11 protein-coding genes are annotated in these 25,485 nt (G+C 46.8%); all 11 read right to left on the bottom strand.

Features of this window, described 5'->3' with window-relative positions:
- A complete protein-coding gene (locus GWR21_RS26285) occupies window positions 1–8,943 on the bottom strand; it encodes a T9SS type B sorting domain-containing protein (protein ID WP_162334686.1) in 8,943 nt (2,980 codons plus the stop codon).
- A gap of 52 nt (window positions 8,944–8,995) precedes the next feature.
- Entirely contained in the window at window positions 8,996–10,279 is a 1,284-nt protein-coding gene (locus tag GWR21_RS26280; protein WP_162334685.1) for a DUF4302 domain-containing protein, read from the bottom strand.
- A 40-nt stretch (window positions 10,280–10,319) separates the two neighbouring features.
- Window positions 10,320–11,231 carry a zinc-binding metallopeptidase gene (locus GWR21_RS26275; RefSeq protein WP_162334684.1) on the bottom strand — a complete coding sequence of 304 codons (912 nt, stop codon included), beginning with the start codon at window positions 11,229–11,231 and terminating at the stop codon, window positions 10,320–10,322.
- A gap of 29 nt (window positions 11,232–11,260) precedes the next feature.
- Window positions 11,261–12,715 (bottom strand): RagB/SusD family nutrient uptake outer membrane protein, encoded by a 1,455-nt coding sequence (locus GWR21_RS26270; RefSeq protein WP_162334683.1) that lies wholly within the window; start codon window positions 12,713–12,715, stop codon window positions 11,261–11,263.
- An 11-nt stretch (window positions 12,716–12,726) separates the two neighbouring features.
- The gene (locus GWR21_RS26265; RefSeq protein ID WP_162334682.1) at window positions 12,727–16,386 is read right to left on the bottom strand and encodes a SusC/RagA family TonB-linked outer membrane protein; all 3,660 of its coding nucleotides are present in this window, start codon (window positions 16,384–16,386) and stop codon (window positions 12,727–12,729) included.
- 294 nt (window positions 16,387–16,680) lie between these two features.
- Entirely contained in the window at window positions 16,681–17,688 is a 1,008-nt protein-coding gene (locus tag GWR21_RS26260; protein ID WP_162334681.1) for a FecR family protein, read from the bottom strand.
- 207 nt (window positions 17,689–17,895) lie between these two features.
- Window positions 17,896–18,480, bottom strand: coding sequence for an RNA polymerase sigma factor (locus GWR21_RS26255; RefSeq protein ID WP_162334680.1), 585 nt, complete (start codon window positions 18,478–18,480; stop codon window positions 17,896–17,898).
- A 285-nt stretch (window positions 18,481–18,765) separates the two neighbouring features.
- Window positions 18,766–20,844 carry a T9SS type A sorting domain-containing protein gene (locus GWR21_RS26250; protein ID WP_162334679.1) on the bottom strand — a complete coding sequence of 693 codons (2,079 nt, stop codon included), beginning with the start codon at window positions 20,842–20,844 and terminating at the stop codon, window positions 18,766–18,768.
- A 39-nt stretch (window positions 20,845–20,883) separates the two neighbouring features.
- Window positions 20,884–22,053: a carbohydrate-binding protein gene (locus GWR21_RS26245; protein ID WP_162334678.1), complete on the bottom strand. Its 1,170-nt coding sequence runs from the start codon at window positions 22,051–22,053 to the stop codon at window positions 20,884–20,886.
- Between the two features lie 79 nt (window positions 22,054–22,132).
- Window positions 22,133–23,746, bottom strand: coding sequence for a glycosyl hydrolase family 18 protein (locus GWR21_RS26240; protein ID WP_162334677.1), 1,614 nt, complete (start codon window positions 23,744–23,746; stop codon window positions 22,133–22,135).
- Between the two features lie 168 nt (window positions 23,747–23,914).
- Entirely contained in the window at window positions 23,915–25,330 is a 1,416-nt protein-coding gene (locus GWR21_RS26235; RefSeq protein ID WP_238430018.1) for a T9SS type A sorting domain-containing protein, read from the bottom strand.
- Between the last annotated feature and the right edge of the window lie 155 nt (window positions 25,331–25,485).

The raw sequence follows: 25,485 nt of genomic DNA, 5'->3' as shown, positions 1-25,485 counted from the left end.
TTACCTCAGGAGGTTGAGCGTACCTTTTCTTTCTATGCTGGTACCATCTGCCAGTCTCAGCTTACAGATGTAGATGTATACACCGGAAGGCTGTGCCTTACCCTGGTAGCTGCCATCCCATCCGAGGTTCTGATTATTGGATTCGAATATCTTCTCACCCCACTGGTTGAATACCATGAAATGAATTTCTCTTACGATAGCGCCATATACCTGCCATGTGTCATTCTTACCATCTCCATTCGGTGTAAAGCCTGATGGTATGTATATGCCGTCTGGTAATGTCTTGCCGGTAACAGCCTGTGACACCTTATCTTCACAACCTGTCGCTTTCACCAGCAGCGTCACTGATGTCTGTGGTTTCAGTCCGCTTACAACGTGTTCCAGTCCTTCTCCACCGGAAGATGGTGTTACCCAGGTAGTACCATTATCTGTTGATACCAGGTAACCATTTGCCCCGGTGATCTCATTCCATGTGAAGCGGATCTGATCAACGCCAATGGAATCGACTCTCAGCACCGGTGTAGCGAGTTGCGGCAGTACCAGCAAGGTAGCCGGTGTACGCACCATACCTGCACAGCCACCTTTGTTCGTCTCTACATAATACACAGCAGGACTTACTGCATCATTAATGGTAAGCGTCGTACCTGTTCCGATCATAGCACCACCTGTAGCTGAGTTGTACCAGTTGTACACTGCTGCAGGATCAGGATTCAGTACAGCGAAGGAAGCATCTGTGTGTGCACATATCCTTAAAGTATCTGTTGTAAGTAACGCGGCAGTTGGTTCATTTACAACGGTCTTTTTCACAGTATCGCCTACACAACCATCTTTCGTGATCACCTGCAGGGTATCATAGTATTCACCTGCGGCAGGATACTGTTTGGTCACGTTGCGTGTGCTGGCATCAGTGCCATCACCGAATAACCATTTCCATTTGCTGATCACCGCATTGTTTTCTGTAGTTGCAGTGCCATTCAGTACAGCGACGTCACCAATACAGCCATTGTAGCTGATGGCAAAATCAACGTGCGGAGCCGGCATTACTTTCACTTTCAGATAGGTAGTGATACTGTTGTCGCAGCTTTCTATCGCCGGATCGGTCACTTTTACAGGGATGACATAATCGCCCGCTACTGAAAAGGTATAGCTTGTAGCCACCTCATACTGATAGTAAGTCTGACCATCTATCACCAGGGTATCAGCAGGCACCGGATTGTCAGATACGATATCTGTCGCTGGCGTCAGATTAGCCACTTCACTCAGTTTCCATGTCAGCGTTGCCGGCACCATTGGCAGCAATGCAGTGAGACGGAATGGTGTCTTCGCACAGGTGTAAGTATTCCTATTGTTTGTCTGATTATTTGTATTCGCAAAGGCCGGCTGTATGTTCAGATTTTTGATCTGCATACCAACATTGTAGGCATAGCTCACATTATATCCGAAACCGTAAGTGATAGCGGTGAAGGATGAATCACTCTTCACTGTGCTCAGCTCATTGGCTGCGTTCCAGCGTTTTACCACGACTACATAATCAGGCTTGTTCTGATGATTGAAGGAGTAGCTGAATGTATTGCTGCCATCTATGAGCAGGGAATTCAGACCTTGTTTATGGATAACCAGCGCGATGAAATTGTAGTCGATGCCAGCATCGTTGTTGCGGTAGAAGGTCGCTTTCTTCACACCCTGTTCAACCGGTGTGAGATAAACCATTTCGACGTCACCACCTGCGGAGTTTCCACATGCACCATCGTTGGCAAAGTACTGTGCTACCGTTACAGGTTTATCTGCATCTATCGCCTCACCTACCTTGCTTTCGAACTCATAGTAACTGTTATTGATCAGTGTCGTCAGCGGCAACTGTACATTGTTCCTCTTCACGATAGTCGCAGGATCTTTCACCAGTACACGATAGATGTTATTCATCAGACGTACAGGATCAGTCATACCCGAAGATGGTGCGGCCAGGAAGTGTTTACCCCATGACTGTACCGGCTGGTTCTGCTGTACCACGTTATCACCATCTGCACCTACCGGTCCACCGGAACCACCACATTCGAAGGAGCTAAAGCTGTTACCGGAGAACACGGCTACCGGATAACATTTACCACTCTCATTCTGTACGGAACGAACGATACTTCCGGAGAGGTCATATCCCTCATCTTCATTCATACTGGCACCCAGTACCTGGTACACTTCACCTCTGTTCAGTGTTACCTGGAATGGAACACCTGCAGCATGTCCGCCACCAGTTGCCTGAGAAGGCGTGATCTCTACTACAGAACTGTCATTGTCTGCGATGATATAGAACCAGGAGAATGCATTGGCATCTGCATACTGGCGGGCTGTCATCGGACGGTACTCATATCCGTAAGTACCTACAGGCATTAACAGTGTAGCACCTGCTGTAGACCAGTTATACTGGTGTGCATATGCGGTGATCGGCGCATCGCTTTCTATACTGATACCGAAAGGATACAGCCCTTCACCCGTCAGACGTGCATCACTCAAACCGGATTTCGGTATAAAGTCAGTCGTGAAGGATGAGTTAGCAGGAACGAGATAGTCTCTGCCCCATGCGGTACCATTTACTTTCACTACAACGCGAGCGGGCGTCGCACCTGCTACGAAATGCAGTGCCAGGTTCTGATCATTGTCGGTAATAAAGCTTCTGTCATGACCATATGCCACCCAGAAACGGGTACCGATATTAGAAGTATCTGCACCTACAGGTCCTTCGTTGTCGAAGATCAGTTTACCTTTCAGACCAGTGAATTTGTCCAGGTATTGCAGTGCGGTATCCGCAAGGATATTCCTGGCCACATCGACGGTGCTGCTGTCATTCACAACCCAGGTACTGGAAGCGTTCGTTCTGCCCAGTCTAACATTCTTCTCTCTGTCCATATATCCCAGCCATGAATCCACATAGAACTGCTCGATATTGAATTTGTAAGTATTGCCTCCGGTTACGTCCACATCTGTATAGAAGTACATGAATGGAGTACCCTGTGTCAGGTTTGGTGGCATCACACCTGAATAGCGTTTCAGCGTGATTGTGGCCGGAACAGCAGTATTTGGATCCCAGGTTATTTTAGCTACCGTATCAGAGCCATAAACGAACTGCTGTGTAATGCCTGGAGCAGGTACAGCCGGAATCGCCTGCAGTACCGTAGGTGTTGCTGTTGGCAGGAACTCATAGGCACCCATATCAGGTACACCTGCCGTCAGGGTAACCGGTCTCGCCTTTCTGTTAATATCGTGATCGTTACCAGGTATCTGTACGCCACGACCATGGATAGCCCATACATCAGGATTGGTCAGTTCAGGCTCCAGTGTACTGATGCTTGCAAATGCAGGCTTATGTACAATAGAGCTGATGTCCAGGTCAGAATCCGCAATCCAGTCAGCCAGGTTATCATAAGTATCGCCTGTACCACTTCTGTCGATCAGCGTTGTGCCCGTTGTGTAGTAGGTATTATAGTCACTGTTGATAAAGTCGCTCAGTACATATTGCGCGGCAACACCACCAGCTTCATTGCTGAAGATGTTATTACGCAGCTTCACGTTACCATCCGCAGGACTCGTATGCGAGAAATAGGCCGCTACATTCACACCTACCGCTGTAGATGCATTGTATACGGAGTTGTTATAATAATTGATATTGTTACCCTCGTTACTGAACAGACCATAAGCCACCGGACCGGTTGTTTTCACACTTACGATATTATTCAGCGTAGTGTTGTAAGAAGAACCGCTGTTAGCCAGGCCCCAGATCATACCGGTATTACCGGTCACCGCTATTACCCTGTTACCTTCCACAAGGCCGGTAGCAGCAGCAGAACCACGACAATCCTGCAATGCGATCGCCCAGATGGATGTAGTGGTATTTGTGATACTGAGATTATTGTAGGTCACCTTATAGGCGGTATCACCCGAATTCAGTACAATACCATATGCCGTCGATGCCAGTGGCGCCGTGAGTGTCAGCGTATTCTTAGATACAGCAGGACGCGCTACATAGTTCAACGTTATACCACTTGCATATACACCACTGATAGTATTACTGTCTACCACCAGACCACGTACTTCATCCGTAGTAGAAGTACCGGAGAAGTGTATAGCGCTGGCACCGTTCTTAATAGTATTACCTACGATGGCGATACCACCACCTTTGAAGTCTTCAGCGAACACACCCACCACGTCTGTATTGTCGGTAGTGGCAACAGGTACATTTATTTTATTTGTCACCAGACTGTCCCTGACTGCCGTACCACCAAATACTACCGCACGTCCGTTAGCAGCGTCGCTGGCAGTGATAGTGATATTCTTGTAAGTGATGTAGCTGGCACTATCCAGTCTCAGCACATAATTCCTGGCGCTTGTACCGGCATAGGTCAGGATAACCGAAGCGGGATTACCATTCTGGCTGCGGAAAGTCACACGGCTGGTGTCTGAAGCACCCGGTATTTTGTGCATATATACCTGTTCGGTATAAGTACCCGGCACTACATCGAAGATCACCTCACCAGCGATACCACACTCCATTGCAGCAACTGCGGCCACGAAGGAAGGGAAGTTCCTGCTACCTGAACCGGCGGGGTTGATGGTATACACACCTTTTATCAGCGGCTGGTTCATGCTGACAGATGTCACTTCTGACCATGCCGTATCAGTACCACTACATACCAGCTGACAACGGAAATAGTTGTTAGCACCCAGTTCTGTTTTGAACGTGGGGATATAAGCGGTGTCGCTGATGTAGATCCATGGACCGGCAGCTGAGTAGGCAGCCTGCCACTGATAGGTAAGGCGACCGGCCGTTGTGTTCTCTATCAGATCCAGGGTGATCGGGGTACCCATACAGATGTTACTGTTCGGAGATGCTACAGCCTTACCTGCATTGATCGGTGTCTGACACAGCGGCAGACTGATCTCATAAGCACCTACATCTGGTGTGGATGTACTTCTTGATCTGCCAAGAATATCAGTAGTGATACCTTGTGGTACACCCGTATTATCCATTCTGAAGAACGCTGGCTGCAGATTACCATTTGCCAGGTCTGCATAGATCGGATCAAAGTCAGTAGAAGCAGTATCCTTCTGGGAGGCAGCTTTCCACTCATTCAGGGTTTTTCTGTTCCCATTGAAGTAACCGGTATAATTTTCTGTACCTGTTGCTTTTACGTAGTAGTTGTTATGCTGGATATCTGCGTCGTTCTGCAGATAAATGGCATATTTCGTTTCTGTACTGGTACTGGTTACCGTGATATTATTGTTGATAAACTTGGTATTACTACAGAAATACACATAACCACCAACGGCCTGATACCAGCTTTGTGTTCCACCCTGTTTATCGACAGAGATAGAGTTATGCAGTGCGATGATATTAGTAGACCATGTCAGTGAAATACCACGACGGCTACCATCAAAGCTCATGTCATATATCACGTTATTGGCAACGGTATCAGCCTTTCCATCATCTGCATTTACGTTGTCGATGGATATGGCATAATAGGTGGTGGCTGACAATACCGGAGCACCATTAGATATGGTATTACGGAGCACTTTCGCATTATTGTGACGGTTGCTCAGCGAGATGCCATAGACGGCCCAGTCAGCGTTCTGACGGGTAGGACGGCTCAGTATATTATCTGCGATGAGTGTATTACCAGTGTAGGAAGACTGTATGCCTTTGCTAAAGTAGTCTTTGATCTGGTTACCGGTAATTTTGTTATTGGAAGTACCAGCATTAGAGTATCCCATTAGCGTGATACCATAATAGCCACCGGATATTTTGTTTTTGCTGAAGGTGTTGCTTACACTGAATGTGTTGCTGCCTGAGTTAGCCGCATCCTGTTCAGATGTACTCATAATGATACCTGCATACTGATCGCTGGCTGCATCGGCCTGGGTAATGATCTCACATTTGGTGATCACGTTACTGTCAGCATGATTGAACAGTTGTACACCCCATCCATAATCACCTGTGCCAGTTGCGTCGATCCTCAGACTATCAAATGTGATATGGTCTGCCTTACGCAGTTTGATCACCGCTTTCTCTGACGCATCATTGCTGGAGAAGTGGATAGTGTTACCGTTACCTCTGAAAGTGATGGTATTCACAGCAGAAGCACCGGGGATAGAATCCAGTGTGAGCTGCTCTTCGTATACGGTACGGCCAGCTACCACATTAAATACTACCGGACCAGTGATACCACACATCATAGCCTGCTTCGCATCATTAAAGCTGGTGAAGTTCAGACCACCTGTAGGTTGGTTCTTGTCGATAGTGTAAGTATTAGGTGCCAAAGCGCCATTTACGGTCAGCAGTGCCGGGGTTGAATAACTGGTATTCGTACCACAGGTTAATGCTGCTCTGTAATACAGTGTTACATTAGCTGTAATAGTTGTATCAGCATAGGCAGAAGCTGTTCCGATGTTAGTGTAAGGGCCTGCCAGCGCAGTAGCCGTTTGCCACTGATATATCTGTGTATCGCCCATGGAGTTACCTTCCAGGCTCAGTATCACTGGTGTACCCGCACATACGATCTGTTTACTAAGTTTTGTAGTCCCACCTGTTGGCGGTGTCGTACAAGGTGGTGGCGTAAACTCATACGCACCGAGGTCAGGTGTGCTGATATTACGGGCTGCATTGGTGATATCCGCAGCTACATTCACCACATTACCCCTGTTATTAAGGCTGGCGTTGCTGGCTGCATAATTACCAGTTGCAATATCCTGATAGAATGGATTCAGTGCAAAAGATGCCAGGTCCTGCTGGCTGGCCTGCTGCCAGTCACTTAAACCTGTCAGGTTCCTGGTATAATAACCAGTGAATTTATTGCTTGCAGGCGTAGCGATATAGATATCATTTCTGTCTGAGATCACATCACCCACCGGATAAGCGTTACTATAATACACACCGAACTGCTGGATACTGGAAGTAGCGGTCAGCGTAATAATGTTATTGATGAATTCAACACCTGCCGCACCACTACTCTGTATATAACCTGCAATTTTGTAGGAGCTACCGGTAGAAGTGGACGTTCCATCCATGGAGAGTGTGTTATGATAGATGTGTACGTTACTGGAGTTGTTGTTATAAATACCGTACAGGTTACCATTACCACTGAGGTTGTACACCAGGTTATTTATCACCTCATTTTCCAGTCCGGAAATTGCTTCGACACTTTCAAGATAGATGCCATAGAAGCCGGAAGTACTGGTCGTGTTACCACCAAACGGATTACTGATCCTGTTACCATCTATAATGACCTTTGTACTCAGATCAGACAGGTTGATCGCGGCATAGGTGGTCACACCCGTACGCGTTGGCCTGCTGAAATTGTTATTTTTGATCAGTGCATTAAATGCACCATGCACATAAATACCTCTGTAATAAGTTTCAGTGATGGTGTTACCGATCACTTTATTACGCTGGTTGGCTACAGATGAACTACCCACCAGGGTAATACCATAGTAACCACCAGTGATCGTATTATTGGTGAAAGTATTGTCATCACAATTAGCAGCGCCTCTACCGGCAGCGTCTGTATTGGAAGCACTGATAACGATACCGGCATAACTTGAATTACTATTATCTGCCTGTAAAGTGATTGTACAGTTATTGATCGTATTGAAGTCTGCATCGTTGATCAGCTGTACACCAAATCCACGCTGCGAAGAAGTGGTACCTTTCGGTACTATTTTCAGATCATTAAAAGTGAAATAATCTGCCCCATTCAGCTTGATCACCGCATACTCGGCCGAGTTTGTGGAAAGAGAAGTGATCGTCTGACCGTTACCATTGAAAGTGATGGTATTGGTAGCGGATGCACCGCCTACAGGGGTGATAATTAATTGTTCGTCGTAAGGACCGCTGCCTGCCGCGACGTTAAATACTACAGCACTGTCTATACCACATTTGATATAATCATAGGCAGCATTAAATGAAGTAAAATTGCCGGAACCGGCAGGGGCGTTTTTATTAATGGTGAAAACACCGCGGATCAGTGCCGGACTGGTTACTGACGCCGCAGTAGAATTAACAGCAACACCGCTGGTGGTACAGGTTACCACACAACGATAGTAAGTAGTGACTGTCTGGGTCCTGTTAGGCAGGAAAGGCGTCGTAGCGCCGGCGATATTGGTCCAGTTAACATTGTCAGCAGAAGACTGCCACTGATAGGTCAGTCCTGTAGCAGCCGTATTGCCGGAGAGCGATAAATTAAACGTACCACCCATACAGATATTTGTCTGTGAGGAAACAGCAGTACCCGCCACCGGCGTACCTGTACAGGCAGCCGCTGGCGTATAGTTAAACGTAATATCCGGGCGGGTGGTCATAGCACCCGAACCTGCGGTATTGTTAGTACCACAAAGGTTACCCTGGTTATCTGACCTGTATTGATGCGAACCATTAAAACTCAGTCCTGTTGTCCAGGGCACAGCGGGGTTAGCAGTATAACTATCACCACCGTTGCATATTTCAACGATGATATTGTCTGTACCATTCCAGAAGAACGTAGGAGCGAAATTGAAGGTATTGGCACCAACAACAGGCTGATAGTTCACCGGACCATATACAGTGGCCCCTGAGGGCTCCCAGCTGTTGGCACTCAGTGATGCTACACCAGTAGACGTGATCTTGATGGTATAGTCTTCAATGACCCCGGTGCCGCTTAAGCTATTAACAGTAAACTTTACTGAGTTAATATAACCGGGCTGCATACCGGCAGCTGTCAGCTCGCTGGCGAGGTACAGGAACTGTCCACGGGATCCTTCGTAGTAATCCTGCAATGGACAGGGGTAACCGTTATTGGCACTGCTACCGCTGTTAGACCCGATCGGTACGTCTATCTGGGCAAAAACCTGCAAACCAGATAGCAGCAACATGACCAGGTATAAAGAAGCCTTGTATAATACAGAAACAGGCTGATTTTTCATGGCTGTTTATTTTAAATATTTCGTTCGTTGATTAATGGGCTGGCGAATGCACTTACTTTTCCCAGGTGATCCAACTCCTGGCGTCTCTCGCATTGACCATATCATAGGTATTAGCGCCTGTCTGCACGAAATAAAAGCCTTCCCTTTCCAGATATTTCGCAAGGATCTGTCTTATGGCTGGAAGTGAATTTTCAGGAATATCTCCCCATCCTGACTGCGTATCCTGGAAAACGACAGCGCCGTTTGTATTGAATACCGGCTTAAATGCAGGGCCATATGCCAGTCCATCCGGCAGAATACCTGAAAAGTCTAAGCCGTCTCTGAATAAGGGGTAGTAAAACATGAAGTTATATCCATCCAGTTTGGTCACACCATACGCATCATCTACACCATCTACATGGAAACCATACAGAGAGGCCCAGTAAGAACCCGTAGAAGCTGCCGCGTTATACCAGCGTTGTCCTGCCTGTCTATCCAGTACCTGGGGTCTGATAGCACTGGTTATAGCCGCCGTATTGTCGCCGGCTTTCATGGTCAGCCTTTGCAGAGAAACATCCCACTTCACATCATAGAAACCGTCAATAGATAAGGCGCCATCTCTGAAAGGTGTAGTAAACGTAATGCCGGTAGGATCGTAATAATAGTTTGTTGCAAAAGTCTTCACACCATTATTAGAAATCCAGGTAAGCCTGATCTCACGGGTTAACCTGTCAACGTTGATGTCGTATTTATTACCACCCACCGTCAACAGTTTGAAATAAGTAAGGAACCGGGAAAATTGATTGAAGTCCCAGTTCCGTTTTTTATCGTAATAATCCTGTGCCTCCTGCGAGGTAGCTTTGACGAAGATGGCTTTACTGCCATTCAGCCGTCCTGTAAGGTTAATAGTATCGCCGTGGACACCATCTATAGAAAATTCAAAGTCAGCGTATAATCCCTTTCCATAGTAGCCACCATTCTTGCTGGCATCCGGGTCACACAGCACGTGGATATAGGAATAGGTATCAAACAACAGGCAGGGCTGTTGTAATGATTTTAAGCGGAAGCTGCTTTTCTTGGGGGTAACGGCAGACAAAGAGTCAAAATCTGAAAACATTTCTACTCTGTTGGTGCTGTCAAATTTGAAGTAAAAGCCAAAAGCCGTATTGGGTAAAGCAGAAGGATACACCAGGGCCTTCCATCCGTAAGGTGCGCTGATCAGTGTTTTGTTATAAGCAGCCAGCGTTTCGTTGATCCTGTCATCTGGTGATTCATCGAATACATCATCGTACTCCTTCTTACAGGAAGCCAGTACGGCAATGATCAGTAAAAGATATAACGATATATTTCTTCTCATAAGAAGTTGTAATTGATCCTGGTTGATAAAAAGTGCCTGCTTAATACAGCAGCTGTACAATAGATTTGCGGGTATTGCTCTGGAGACTGTAGAAGTCAACATTATAGGAAGCTTTGAAGTAGCTTACCACAATGGCTTCCTTCTGTCTCAGCCTTTCTTTTGCCTGTGCCTGGGAGGAACCATTTACACTAAATCCTTCCGGAATGCTGTTCACGATCCTGTCAAAACCGGCCTTTCCTTCTATCAGCATCATAGAGATCATTTCTACGAAGTCTTCACTTTCATTTGACATAGCGTATGCAGTAACAAACCCATCTTTTCTGGCTTCACTGTCTGCAATGTTGTTCCAGTTCCCGGTATAATATCCTGCACAGATCTTCTTGAACTCAACAGGGTACATGATAGTCTGGTGAAGGATATGTGCAAACTCATGCTCTATTACGTGAAAGATCTGCTTTACGTTGGCGGTGTCACTCTTCTGGTATCCGGGCATTTCCTTGGTACGGAAATCATTCAGCAGATACATGACTATTTTACGGCCTCCTTCTGCAGTACCCAGTGTGATGGTACCGTTGTCATTCCAGCTGGCACTACCAGAGAGTACAAAGAACTTAGGACTATATTTCTTGAAGAAGATCTCGCCGGCTTCTTTAATATAGTTATCGATCCATACCTTCTTGATCGCCCGGATGGCAGGAGCTACCACCTCTTCCTTTGGAGGTACCAGTGTTTTGGTGACGTCAAACTCAAACTGGTCCCATTTGTATTTTACTTCGATGTTGTACGGTACGGTCATCGTATCGTGCAACCAGGCATCTAAAGATCCCGGAACCCAGGTATCGCCACCCAGGCCCGGGATGTCTTGCACACCACTGAGATCATCCTCTTCTTTTGCGCAGGCTGCGAACATGGCAGCTGTCAGGAGTAAGAAGAATATTTTTAAGTATTTCATATCTGTGATTCTTGTATGAATGGTTGAAATTATCTTGGGTTCAATGCTATACCGGAAGTAGTGGCAGACTGTGGTATCTGCAGCACACGACGTTTGTCATCCGCTTTCAGTTCCATTCTTTCACCTTTATCCGTGTAGTGCACAACAGTGGCTTTGTAGCGCTGAATATCAAACCAGCGATGTCCTTCCTGCACAAACTCAGCACGTTTGAAATCGAGTATCGTCTGTAACAGACCACTTCTTACATCAGTGATACCATAGTACGCCCTGATCTTGGTTTGTGTAATACGGTGTGCAGACACGTTATAATTGGTGATACGTTTGCTGGCAAACAGGTTCAGGTCATTCAGCACAGCAGTATTATTACCCAGGTAGGCATTTGCTTCTGCCCTGTTGAACAGTACCTCTTCTGTAGTGAACAATGGCACCATTACATAAGGATCACCGATCGTTGCATTTACAGAAGCTTTTACGAAGTATTCGGTAAGCTTAGGTACGAAATAGTCTCTTGTACCATAGTAGTACAAAGGATAGGCAAAGGCACCTTCTGTCACATTACTTCCCAGGATCTGCTGTTGAATGTTATAGGTCAGTCCATATCTGTACTGTGCCACATAACGTCCATAAGAGGACTGCGTTTCTGCCAGCAGCAGATTAGCTTTTTCACTTGCCTTCGCATAGGTATCCCAGATAGCGGCCGGGCTGAGTGCTTTGTAGGTAGTGTTCCATGGGCGCATATTGCTTGCCAGGTCATTGTTAGGAAAGGTCTGGTTAGCATATTCAAGTACCTTCTGGTAGTCTTTCTTAAACAGATAGAACCTGGTTGCAAAGGCATAGGTAGCGGACTTATTGAAGTGATACCGGGGCACCTGATAGTTTTCATCGCTGATCAGAGTCATGCCTGCCAGCAGGTCTTTCTCGATCATCTGATAAGTATACGCTACGGTCTTGCGTTCATATTGTTTGTTGACGATCGTCTCTGGCTCCGTTACATAAGGAATACCAGGATCGGTAGCAGCAGTTTCTGCATCATAGAATTTGGAGAAGAATGTTACCAGCATAAAGTGTGCATATGCCCGTGCAACCAGGGCTTCTCCTTTCTGCGCAGTATAACGGCTTTTGTCTGCCGCATGCTCAATCGCCTTCAATGCGTTGTTAGCTGCAGCGATAGCCGTATAACAAGCCTGCCAGTAGTATTCAGGAGAGTCCTGTTCAGTGGCAGAGACATCATTGAAAAAGTAGGGATCAAGATTTGTTCTGTCATTCACACCCGCACCTTTATCTTCCACGTTATCGCTCATGGCTTCTGCGAAAACGATATAGTTCGCCTGCGGATAAGCAGTCCCCAGCAGCTGGGAGATCTTTGCAGGCGTATCCAGCTCTGTCCACGTACTATCCGGCGATTTATCCAGGTACTTATTACATCCGGCCATGGTTATCAAACAGCTGCCGATGACTGTTGCTCTTGTAAAAAATTTAGTCATAACCATTATGTTTAGAAACCAGCTTTTAAGGAGAACGTAAATTGTTTCTGTATAGGCTGTGCCACACCACCGGTATTGAAGAACTCAGGGTCCTGTCCTCTCAGCTTCTTATCAGCATAGATCAGCCATGGGTTAATAGCCGCCGCAGTCAGTGAGATGTTACCGAAGGCGGTCCTTCTCAACACGTTGGAAGGCACCATCCAGGTAAGTGACACGGTTTTCAGACGGATCATATCTCCTTTGGCCACTCTCGCTGTGGAGTAGTTATAGTTATTATAGGGATAAGCACCACCCAGCATTACCTGTTCAAGGCCATCGAGGATAGAAGGTGTCTGTGTTTCCTTCTCATCACCCGGCATGATCCAGCGGTCATAGAACTCTTTCGGCATAGCGTCGAGGTCAGAATAGGCAGTTTTGAAGGCAGGATACAAACGGATCTTGTTACCCCACTGATAGGTCACGAATACGTTCAGGGAAAGCCCTTTGTAATGGAAGGTATTATTCACACCACCATTCACAGGAGGATCTACAGGTCCCTGGTATACCAGGCGGGAAGTGTTGAGGTCCTGCAGGAACACATCTTTGCTGACAGCACCATGCTGGTTCACAAACTGCGGGGCACCCGTATGCGGGTCCAGTCCTTTATATTCAAGTGAGAAGAGACCTCTTACAGGATATCCTTCTTTATTACCTCCTTCTGCTACTACCAGGTCGAAGATCCTCGGGATGTTCTTCGCATTGGTGATCTTATTGGTATTATAACCGAATGTTACGCTGGTTTTCCAACCCCAGTCCCTGCGTTTGATAATGTCGCCACCTACCAGGACCTCTATCCCTTTTGATTTCATATCAGCGTAGTTCGCTGCTTTGAAAGTCTCTCCACCGATACCGGAGGTTTTGATAATGCTTATCAGGTCAAAGCTGTTACGACGGTAAGCGTCTATGGAAAAGTTCAGCCGTCTGTTGAAGAGGGTACCGTCCAGACCAATATTAGTGGTGTAGAGTTTTTCCCAGGTCAGGTCATCGTTCTGCAGGTGAGCGATCTTGATCACAGATTCTACCTCATCGAGGTGTGTTCTTTTACTATTAACTGTCTGGAATACGATATTAGAGTTAGTAGCAGGTCCGAGACTGGCAGTCAGACCGTAGCTGGCTCTCAGCGCCAGGTAATCAACCCAGCCCAGGTCCTGTACGAACTGTTCCTTGTCGACGTTCCATGAACCGGATACGCTCCATGTAGGCAACCAGCGGGCAGTTTTGGATCTACCCAGTCTGTTTGAACCATCGTAGCGGGTGGTACCGGTGAGGTTGTATTTACCATCCAGTGAATAGGTAGCAGTCGCATAGAAAGCAGCGAAGCGGTCATAGTCCTTACTCATACCATAGTAGGGGAAGCTGCTTTCTATCGTTTGTTTAAGGATACGGTAGTCAGTGAATGGTACACCCCCATTGTTATACTGATAACCGTAGCCGGTATTGGAGGCGTTCTGACGATCGGCATATTTTACCTGCTGACCGATCATGGCAGTGATGCCATGACGCTCATGGATCGTGGCGTTGTAGTTAAGGCTGTTACGGAAGTCGAAGTTGATCAGCTGATCTTCGGTACGGTTATAGAAGCCACCGTAAGGCAGGACGATCACCGGTAATGCGTCAGGATTTGACGGGTCACGGTAAAGGAACTTGTTCCTTTCTGCAATAGTAGCATTGTCAGCAGCACGGTAGGCATTGGCCATATTACTGTTCTCGGTGATCTGGTGTTCACGGGAAGATTTCACATAGCGTAACGCACCAACAAACTCATAGCGCAGGTTCTTCGCTATTTTCCAGGACAGATCTCCCTGCAGGCGCAGGTCCATCATACTCAGGTTCAGGTAGTTATTAGCCGATTCATTGATGATATTGAACGGCGCATAGTTCCTTCTGAAATATTCGAGTTCTCCGTCCTTATCGTAGGCTGTCAGGGTACGGCTGGTATTCAGGGCATAGCTGAACGGATTAATGTCAAAATCGCGGTCGTATTGCCCTTCTACGGGGTTACTGGTGCGGGTCAGTGCACCTGGTGCTCTTTGCTGACGGGCAGACCCCAGTACTGAGAAGCCGGTATTTACTTTTTCGGATACCTTGTAGTTATTGCGGAAATTCAGTGTGTAACGGCTTACCTTATCAGCGATGGTCCAGCCGTTATCATGATAGAAGCTGGTAGAGAAGTACGACTGTCCTTTGTCATTACCATTGGAGATACTCAGGGAGTGTTCCTGAATAAAGCTGGTTTTAAAAAGGATGTCGAACCAGTCGGTGTTGGCAGCGGCGTAACGCAGGAGGAAATTACGTTTTGCAGCCGGGGTATTTTCCAGCGGGAAGTTGCCCTTATCATCTGCATTCAGCATTTCATACATCTTACCGTATACGCCGATATCGCCACGGGAGAGGATATCAGAAGTAAGCATGCCCTTCCGCTCCAGCTCTGCCAGTACTGACATCTGCTGGGCGGAGTTCATGATATTATAATTGCTATAGTTAGGCTTCAGCTGTGTACTGTAGTTACCGCTGTAGGTGATGATCGGTTTTGCATCTGCACGGCCTTTTTTCGTAGTGATCACCACTACCCCGTTCATCGCACGTGCCCCATAGAGGGCGGTTGCTGCGGCATCCTTCAGGATGTCGAAGCTTTCAATATCATTCGGGTTCAGACCTGCTACTGCGGAGCCCAGCAAGGTGGTAGGATCACCGCTGGACAACTGGTCATTCGAGATATTCACCACATCTTCGAGCACCACGTTATCAACCACCCACAACGGTTTGTTATCCCCGTTGATGGAAGTGGCACCACGTACACGGATCTTAGGCGCAGTACCGAAAGTGCTGGATACGTTCTGAATAGCCACCCCTGCCACACGTCCTTCCAGCATACGGCTCACATCGGCCATACCATCTATTTTGGCGTCATCCATTTTGATACGGGCAGCGGAACCGGTGAATTTGCTTTTATCAATATCCTGGAAACCAGTTACTACAACTTCCTGCAGTTTCGTGGTCTTTTCTTTGAGATGCAGATTGATCACACCATTTTTATAGGCAGCCACACTTACCTCTTCCTGCTGATAGCCGGTAAAATTAAATATCAGTATAGCATCGGCAGGAACGCCTTTCAGCTGAAAATTCCCCTTCTCATCAGTGGTTGTACCTCTGGTTGTTCCTTTAATGACGATCGCTACACCAGGTAACGGTTCATTTTTTGGAGAAATGACTGTACCTTTTATGTCCTGGGTACGGGGCGCGACCTGGTGACTGCTTTCCGGAGCGGAGAGGTCGTCCATTTTTTTTTCAACCGGCCGGATCACCACACGGTCATATACGACCGTGTAAGACAGGGACAGGGGATTCAGCAGCTTATTCAGCAGGTCGCTCACTTTCTCATTGTGAGCTTTAACATCTACTTTATTGGCAACGATATGTTTGTTGCCAGCATAAATGAAAGAGACGTCTGCGAGATTACCGATCTGGTCGAGTGCTTCTTTCAGCAACACATTTTTCAGTTCCAGGGAAATCTTCTTGTCGAGCGCATCCTGTATTCCTGAAGCTGTAGCAGGTATTGCGATTGTCTGCGATAACAATACAATAAGTGCAAGCATGATCAGGCGGAGGGATAAGGTTGCCTTTTTCAGCATTTCGTTTATGATTTGATTTTGGTTGTGTTCGGGAAATAGCATTCCCATTACCGGTCCTTTTCGGATCAGTGCAATAGGGCACCAGCTGCGGTGCAGGTCAATTTTGTTCTACTGAGTTAACCCTACAGGGTATAGTTAACCGGAAGGTGTTGTTTTCTGATTCGTCATAAAGCGATTTAGTTTGGTTGTGTGCAATTTTTATCTCCGTAATAATAATAACAAGCTGGCTAGCATACATTGGTATGCTCAGTACATGCTAAGGCGTTAGTCAGGTTAACTGTAGGCGATGTGTCTTTATTGACAGTTACCTCCGGCAATTGTATAGCCGTTTCCACTTTTATCCTTATCGATTTTGGCGTTCAGCGACACTGCGATCAAGTCGAGTGCCTTCTCCAGGTCATCCACAATGTTTACATCTCCATAAAATGCACAGTGTTGTATCCTTCTGTCTAGTCTGATCTCCGTATTATAAAATCTCTGCAGGTCGTTTACTACTTTTATAAGTTCTTCTCCATCGTATACAAACCGTCCTTGTTGTTTCTGAGAATAGAATCGTGCATCATCAGTGGCATCGGACATTTCCAGCAGTTGAGTCGTCTTATTATATACCGCTCTTTTGTTAGCTGTCAGTATCAGCTTCTTTCCTTCCTGATCATGATCTCCCTGAGCGGCCACCTGTACCATTCCAGTCAGCACTACTACCTTCGCGTCTGAGTTACCTCTCACCTCCATATTAAAAGAAGTACCCAATACTTTTGTACTGATCAGTGAAGATGCTACAATAAAAGGATGTGCATCATCTTTCTGTACATTAAACAGGGCCTCACCCGTCAGCATCACATTGCGATCTTCTTTACCATAGTTGCCGGAATACTGTAAAGTCGTTCCTGGCTCCAGGTAGACCATTGAACCATCAGGTAATGTTACCGTCTTCCGTTGCTTTTCGGCCGTCACTAACAGCTGCTTAACGGGTTTTCTGAACAGGCTCAGGAAGCCTGCTCCGGCAGCCAGGATAATAATGGCGGCAGCTGCTACTTTCCAGCGTACAGACCAGATGCTTCTGACAACAGGTACCGTGGGTACGCTGATGCGCTGATGTATCTGCTCAAGTATACGTGCTGAATGCTCCCGTTCCAGTACAGGGTCTGCGCTTTGCAGTTCGTTGTCATAGGCGGCTGCGGCTACTTCCTGTAAATCTGTAAGATCGTTTTCATTCAAATACTGCAGCAGCCAATCCCGGTCTTCCTGTTTCCACTCTTTTTGTTGCAACAGTTGCTTTAGGTATTCCTTCCTGTTCTGCACTATTTTAATGATTATTTAACCTAAATACGACGACCCTCTGCTTGTGGGTGGGTGCGTTTACGAATTTTGTTACATATTCTTATTCATAATGTGTCTCATGCGATTTTGGTTGCTTCTTATTATATGTTTTTAATTATCTGACAATACGATTGTTATGCTGTTGGACACTTACAGCTATAGCAACCGGCTGCTATCAGGGTTTACAAACTAATTTTTCATGAACAGCAGCAGCAACAATACATATTTGTGCTCCTTGTTCTTCTGAATGTACTCATTGATACGGGTCATTGCGATAGACAAATGTTCCTTTACTGTATTCCTGGAAATCTTCAGCTCATCTGCTACTTCATCATAGGTTTTACCTTCAAGTTTACACAGGGTCACAATCTTTTGCTTCTTGGGCGACAACTGTGAGATGGCTTCTCCCAGCAGGTGGTACTGCTCTTCGTAAGCCTCAGGATTATCCTCCCAGTCGGTTCCCTGGATGTTCAGATTGTATAACTCTTTGTGAAACGTATGCTCACGTAGTTTTTTTCGGAGGAAATCTACCGATAGGTTGAAACTGATCACAAATAACCAGCCAGCAACGGACTGACCAGCATTGATATCTCTCCTCTTTTCCCATAACCGGGCATAGACCTCCTGCAAAATATCTTCTGTTGCAATGGGTTCTTTAACAAACTTGAAAATATTCCGGTAGACTGCCTGGTGGTATTTCCAGTACAGGGCATCAAAGGCTGTTACATCATCTTGCAATAATTTGATTACTAACTCGACATCTTGTGTATTCATATCACGTCGTTTATATAATTCGCCCCTCCGGGTACAAATTATACGCAATTTTTAATGGCTCCGGGTTTTCATTACAATGTTAATCTCCATCTTTTCGACTTATAAAATAGTAACAATTCTTTTTATTATATAGCATTTTATAACAAAAAATTAAATTAAAAGTATTTCGAATGTATTTACTGCTGTAGAAAAGGAGAAAACAAAAAAGGCAAAAAACGGAAGCCTCACCTTTTCTAGGTGTTACTCCCGTTTTTTGCCCATAAATGATCCCCGGAGGGAATGACACTACTGCTTGATGATCTTCCTTATCTCAGTATCTTTACCGTTAAAGATCTTGATCAGGTAAACGCCGGTACTAACGTTTGACAGATTCACCCTTTCTCCGTTTACGATACGTTTCAGCGGTAACACTGTTTTACCATCCAGTGAGAATACGCTTACATACAGATAACCTTCCTTCGTAGTTGCGGTTGTTCTCACCACTACTTCATTCACAAACGGATTCGGCAATATATTCAGGGTAGCACCCAGTTTGCTTTCAGCCGGTACCTCGTTGCTGATCTTCTCTATGTATTGTATAGTACCAGTGGTACGCGCAGCTGCCGCTGTAGATGGCTGTACAATAACAGATGATGTCCAGTCGTTCAGGTTAAGCGGTGCGCCATTCACACTCAGGTTCACCAGACAGGAGAAATCTCCTCTGAACACGTAGGCAGCGCCACCGAAGTTATCATCCTGATACAGAATCACTTCGTAACCACTGGACACTTTCAGGGAAGAAATATCATCATTGATCACTCCTTTTGCCTGCAACTGAGACAAGGTATAGCTACCTGGTGATAACGTTACCGCATAGCCACCATAGTTACAGTCTTTATATACAGTAGCCGCATTCGCTGATGCCGCTCCGATCGTTCCTGTGATCGCATAACTACCTAATGACCCATAGTTAGAATAACCCGTGTTCAGCGGATTATCGGCACCAACGCCTGTAACCGCTACATAGAAAGTGCCCGCACCAACAGAAGCACTGATGGATGCTGACAAGCCAGCAGGGTTACTGGTTGCGATAACACCACCTCCACTATTATATAATGTAGCCTGGATATCCAGATTTGGATGACGGGTAGGTGTTGCAAAGTTCAGTGACACCGCACCGCCACTGGTCGTAAAGCTGTAGAAATCCACATCAGCCGTACGCTCGATCACACCGGCTGTATTCACAGCACCACCACTGCCTATAGCCAGTGCTGCTGCTGAACCGATCGTGCCACCTGCATCATCTGCTCTGTAGCCTACTCCATAAGTACTGCTGGCAATCTTTGCCAGGTCATCTTCCAGCTGGTTGGCACTGGCGTACTCGCCCTTGCTCCACTGTACAACCGGCACATAATAACCAACACCCATAATAGGCGCCCAGCTACCATGACCAGCATAGTAACCTTCTGATGGACTGGTACGTCCATCATGGCCCAGACCGAAGGTATGGCCTACTTCATGGGAAGCTGCATCGCCTGCACCTTTCACGCCACCATTAAATACCCAGCAAGGTGTTTCATTTCCCCAGTTGAAGGAACCGATATACGCTACACCACCTGCTCCCGGAGCCGCCGTATTGGTGGGCGTAAAGATGCAACGCATTCTCCTGTTGGCAGGATAGCTGTTGTACACCGCTTCACTGTTGGTGATATTCAGGTTAAACGGACGGAAGTCTTCACTTACCAGCTCCCACACTTCCAGCTGTTGGGCTTCCGTAAGGTTAGCTGCTGCTGCGTTGATAGGATTACCGTTGTTCCATAGGGTACCTGAAACATACTGTCCGTCAAAGTCCAGCAGTACAACACCATTCGCACCGGGACGGCTCTGCAGTTCAGGCAGGGCCAGTGCTACATCACCTGCGCTGGCCGTCCTTCCTCCTGGTTCATCCGGTGCCTTATTATAATCAATACATAATAATGAATCCAGTGCTACTTCTTTTACGAAAGCAGTACCCGTATTGTCGGTATAATACTTATACCCTTTTTTCGCATTACGCAGTATAATGTTACCTGTTACAGCACCATCCTTTACCTGCAGGAAAAAAGAGGAACCGGGAACATTTTCTATTTCCCCGATCACTGACTCCATATTCTTTCCATCTGTATGACGTGCATTTACTTTACCAGTCAGCACAGTGCCGGCACCTACTTTCAGTTCGGCTGCACTTACCAGTCGGGCATGCGGTTTTGCGGCCTGTGTACGTATATCCTGCAGGAGTCCGGCAGGTGTACCAAGACGATAGGGTTCCTTTTGCTGTGCAAAAGTGACAGAAGCTGCCAGTAACGCCATTGATGTACCGGCTATATATTTTAGCATTTTGCTCATAGGGTAAACTGTTTGAGATGTGGGTTAAAAGATGATGGTTTACAATTTGGTGATACGGAACCAGTTAATGTTCCATCCGCCGGCCTGGGCGAAAATGCCGAAATTATAAGTGCCGGCATTAATGGTCACATCGTGTGAAACGGTTGTCCAGTTCTGCCATCCGCCTGTAGAAGGGATGTCCAGGTAACCGAGTATGCTTGCGCCTGCATTAACGTCAAGCGATAAACGTCCGCCGCCACTCTGGCTGGCTACACGGTATTCGACCCGGTAGGTACCGGTAGTAGGAATGGTCACTGATGGATAGGCCATCCAGTCACCTGTTTCAATGTAACCGACATTGGAGCCTCCGCCTGCGTCAGTAGTGGTCTCTGTCTGTACGCCGGACATAGAGCTATAAGATTCGGCCTGAATAGTCGTGGAAAATGGATTGCCCCCGCCGCCAGCGTTCTGATATACACGTACGTAGTCCACGTACATTTTTGCGGGGAGCGCGCTGTTATTCACTGTAAAGCCCGGCCAGTTACCGCCGATAGCGAAGTTCAGCAGGACAAAGAAACTCCTGTGAAACTCTTCTGTGCCGCCTACGTTGCCGGCAATGTTGATGACGTTAAACTGTACGCCGTCTACGAACCATTTAATGGTATTGGCATCCCACTCAATGCTGTACACATGATAGCCGGTCACAGCAACCGGTGTGGAGCTGCCATAGGAAGCATAGGCATTATTGCTGCCGGTCCAGTGTACGGTACCATGCACGTTTGCATCGGTATTGACGTGTTCCATAATATCGATCTCGCCACAGGAAGGCCATCCTACGGTAGTGATATTATCTCCCAGCATCCAGAATGCGGGCCATGAGCCCTGAAAAGATGGCATGGCTATACGGGCTTCGATCTTACCGTATGTCCATGATTTTTTGCCCTGGGTTTTCATACGAGCGGAAGTGTAGTTCATGCCGCCGAAGCTTTCCTGCTTTGCTGTAATGACCAGCTGACCATTTTCGATGGTCGCATTTTCGCGGCGATAATACTCCAGTTCATTGTTTCCCCAGCCACCGGAACCGGTGCCGGTTTCAAATACCCAGTCGGAGCTGATACTGTTGGTAAATTCATCCTGCCAGACCAGCTGCCAGTTCTGGGCTGACGCGACACTCGAGCCAAGTGCCAGGCCAGCGGTTAACATGAGGGACATTTTCAATGATCGCATCATAAGGGTTTTTGTTTAAATGGTTAATAAAAGGGAACATGTAAAAAAGGGAAACACTCTTTGCCGGAGGCAACCGGTCAGATTATTTTTTCACGAATTTCTGCGTCACTCTCTTCTCACCTTTGATATATACCAACAGGTATGTACCGGCAGGAAGTGCATCAACACTGATATTGGTAACACCACCTTTCGCATTCAGTACCTGTTTACCATTCAGATCATAAATGGTAATGATACCGCCCGGCTGGTTGAAGTCACCTCTCAGGTTGAGAGAAGTTGCTACAGGATTCGGGAAGAGTAATGGGGCTTTTTCAACTACCTGGTTGGCTGGTAACTGCTCTTTCACACTGGCAACAGCGGTTGTACTCGCAGCAGCGGAAGCCACTTTGGTGATGCGGATCCAGTTGATATTCCATCCGCCTGACTGTGCGTAAACGCCCAGTGAGTAAGTGCCTGCTGTTACATTTACCGTATGTGAGATCGTAGTCCAGGTCTGCCATCCGCCGGTCACCGGCACGTTCAGGTAACCCAGCACAGTAGAGCCAGAGTTCAGGTCAAGTGACAACTGACCTCCCGTGCTCTGGCTGGCTACTCTGTATTCTACCAGATAAGCGCCGGAAGTCGGGAAGTTGATGTTTGCATAAGCCATCCAGTCTGCGGTCTCAATGTAACCTACATTTGAGCCACCGCCTGCGTCAGTAGTTGCTTCTACCTGTACGCCTGACATGGAGGTATAATTTTCTGCCTGGATGAGGGTGCTTGTAGCCGGAGGATTCGTTCCGCTACGGTCTACTTTTACCTGATAGATAGCGCTCAGTAACGAATTCGCACCGGTGGCATCCTGTGAAAGCTCCCACATCATAATTCCACCTCCCTGATCATATGCCAGGTTAGTTTTACTTCTGATGGTAGGAAGTCCGTTATAATAATCACTGCCGAAGTAGTCAGAATTTGGACTTGCTCCGTTTGCCAGTAATGTAGCATAACTGTTCCAGGAAGGACGCGCATAGAACGGTACGCCTAACACTGCCTTGGATGCAGGCAGCCCTCTGCCCTTCCAGTAAGTCAGCGACTGAGACGCATAGTTGTAAGTGGAGTGTTCGTAATTATTATAGTCATAAGCCATGAGGTTAAGGAAATCAACTACGTTAAATACACCGTTAAGTATGCTGGCACCACCAGTACCTACAACTGCTGCTGTGAGCAGTTTTCCCTGGTTGTGCAACGCTGTTGACAGCTGTTGCATCAATAACAGGTAGTTGTTGGCTGATGCACCTGCATCGGGGTATTCCCAGTCCATATCCACACCATCCAGACCATACTGATTGACGAAATTCATCACAGTATTCACAAAATTGGTCCGGTATGTAGCGTTGGCCGCCAGTGATTCAAATGCACCGTCATCTCCGTTATTCCATCCGCCGATAGCGATCAGCACTTTCACGCCGTTGGCATGACCGCTGCTCACAAGGCTGGACAACTTGGACGGGTTTTCAATTGGCTGCAGGCCACCGGTGGATGTAGGCAAGGCAAAGGCGTAGTTAATATGCGTCAGTTTACTATACTGGATGGCGCTTACGCTACCAGCCCAGGAAGGCATATAGCCGACTACCTTAAACTGTGCAAAAGTCTGTGTGGACAGCAACAATACTGCTGCAAACAGCAGACCTGCCTTTATCCAATTTTTAGCTTTCATTCTGTATGTTTTGAGGGATTTAAAATACACCGGCCGTACACCGGCGATTCAGATTGCAAGTTCTGCCCATTGCCTCCAGACAAAGAAGTGTTTCCCTTAGTACTTTCTTTTACAAGAAGTGTAAAGCAGAACCTGCAAAAAGGATTTATCAGTATTAAATGGTTATTGCTATTGCTTTACAAACTGCCGTGTGATAACGCTTCCGTTGCTACGGATCACCAGGGTATACACACCTGTATGCAGTCCCGATACATCCAGTCTGTTAGCAACATTCCGCGCAGATCTGATCAGCTTTCCACTAAGATCAAATATCTGCAGCTGTGCACCTGTCAGGTCAACGCCAGCCTGCCATCTTAGTTCGCTGGCTACAGGGTTTGGATAGAGTGTGAAGTTCCCGGCTATAGGTATGACTGGTATAATGCTTTTCTGTACAGACGGATCTTCTGCTACTCTTGCGCCACTGCCGGAACGTACGATCAGTGAACTGGCCAGGTCATTCCAGCCGGCTGCCACCAGGCATGCGTTACTGGCCGTCAGCGCCAGTGAGGTGCCTCCATAGTTGTCATTCTGATATAAACGTGTGCTATATCCGCTATTGACCGTTACAGAAGAAATATCGTCATTGCGGATGCCGAAGGATTGTAACCGGGATAAGGTATAGTCACCTGTCGGCAAACTAATCGCCAGCCCACCGTAATTGCAGTCACGATAAAACGTAACCGCTGCTGTACTCAACGTACCACCGCCAAACACATTCCTGATAGCGGTCGCATAGGCAGCTGTTTGCGGGCTGTTATCTATATCGTCATACAACCACATAAACCCACCCTGAACACGCGCATTACAGCTGTTCTTCCAGGTATTGAGCTGGCTCTGTACCTGTGAGGTGGTTTTTTCTGCATCCCACAGTCCTGCATACACCGGTATGCTTCCAAAGTTCCAGTTGCAGGGAGAATTGCCGGCACCGCCTGCATAACATTGCAGGTCTACGCGATCTACTGTACCGGGCCGCTGGTTATTAGTATTGGTAGCAACGCTTGTCCAGTAGCTGGCATTCGTATAGGGTACAAGGCTCACCTTAAAGCCAAGGTTACCCAGCATCACCGCCAGTGCGGTCGCTGAGCTGACATCATAGGCACTTTCATCGTCAAACCCGATAGCATCTACCATCGGGAATGTATTGCGCAGTGCCTGGAAGTTCTTGTACAATGTACTGGTACTTCCGGTGCCCTGTGCATTGATCAGGTTTTTAATATTGGTAAAAGTAGCAGAACCCCATGCACTAAGACAGAACTCTAACCTATTAATGGTAGTAGGCGCTGATTTTAATCTCGCCATATCATCCACGAAGTTCGGATAGGAACTGGCGCCAATGTATGTACCGTTCTGTATCAGCGGGAACTCCGCATTGAAGTTAAAATTACCGCTGGCATCAATGTGAATGGTCCATACCACGACAACGGTATAACCTGAATTTCTCAGTTCGTTAATAGAGTAACTACGGTTTTTGTAAATGGGCCCGCCACCATATATCCCCACCTGCGAAAAGACAGGGATGCTTCCTGCCAGGAGCAGGCAGGTCATAAAAAAGATCTTAAGACAAGAGTGTGTAAATTTTTTCATCATACGTTGGAATTTTAGCGTCAACAAAAGCGCTTGAATAATATATAAAGCAGCGATAAAATCAGAAATTAGGAATTAGGAATTAAGAATTTGTGACTCAATCAAATTCCCAATTC

Source organism: Chitinophaga agri (assembly GCF_010093065.1).
Lineage (GTDB): Bacteria > Bacteroidota > Bacteroidia > Chitinophagales > Chitinophagaceae > Chitinophaga > Chitinophaga agri.
Note: the sequence above shows the minus strand (reverse complement) of the source record. Positions and strands in the feature narration are given on the sequence as shown.

Excerpts from the sequence above, each read along its gene's own strand:
- GWR21_RS26265 (WP_162334682.1), bottom strand. The coding sequence starts at position 16,386 with ATGCTGAAAAAGGCAACCTTATCCCTCCGCCTGATCATGCTTGCACTT.
- GWR21_RS26250 (WP_162334679.1), bottom strand. The coding sequence starts at position 20,844 with ATGAGCAAAATGCTAAAATATATAGCCGGTACATCAATGGCGTTACTG.
- GWR21_RS26240 (WP_162334677.1), bottom strand. The coding sequence starts at position 23,746 with ATGAAAGCTAAAAATTGGATAAAGGCAGGTCTGCTGTTTGCAGCAGTA.
- GWR21_RS26245 (WP_162334678.1), bottom strand. The coding sequence starts at position 22,053 with ATGATGCGATCATTGAAAATGTCCCTCATGTTAACCGCTGGCCTGGCA.
- GWR21_RS26280 (WP_162334685.1), bottom strand. The coding sequence starts at position 10,279 with ATGAGAAGAAATATATCGTTATATCTTTTACTGATCATTGCCGTACTG.
- GWR21_RS26270 (WP_162334683.1), bottom strand. The coding sequence starts at position 12,715 with ATGACTAAATTTTTTACAAGAGCAACAGTCATCGGCAGCTGTTTGATA.
- GWR21_RS26285 (WP_162334686.1), bottom strand. The coding sequence starts at position 8,943 with ATGAAAAATCAGCCTGTTTCTGTATTATACAAGGCTTCTTTATACCTG.
- GWR21_RS26255 (WP_162334680.1), bottom strand. The coding sequence starts at position 18,480 with ATGAATACACAAGATGTCGAGTTAGTAATCAAATTATTGCAAGATGAT.
- GWR21_RS26235 (WP_238430018.1), bottom strand. The coding sequence starts at position 25,330 with ATGACCTGCCTGCTCCTGGCAGGAAGCATCCCTGTCTTTTCGCAGGTG.
- GWR21_RS26275 (WP_162334684.1), bottom strand. The coding sequence starts at position 11,231 with ATGAAATACTTAAAAATATTCTTCTTACTCCTGACAGCTGCCATGTTC.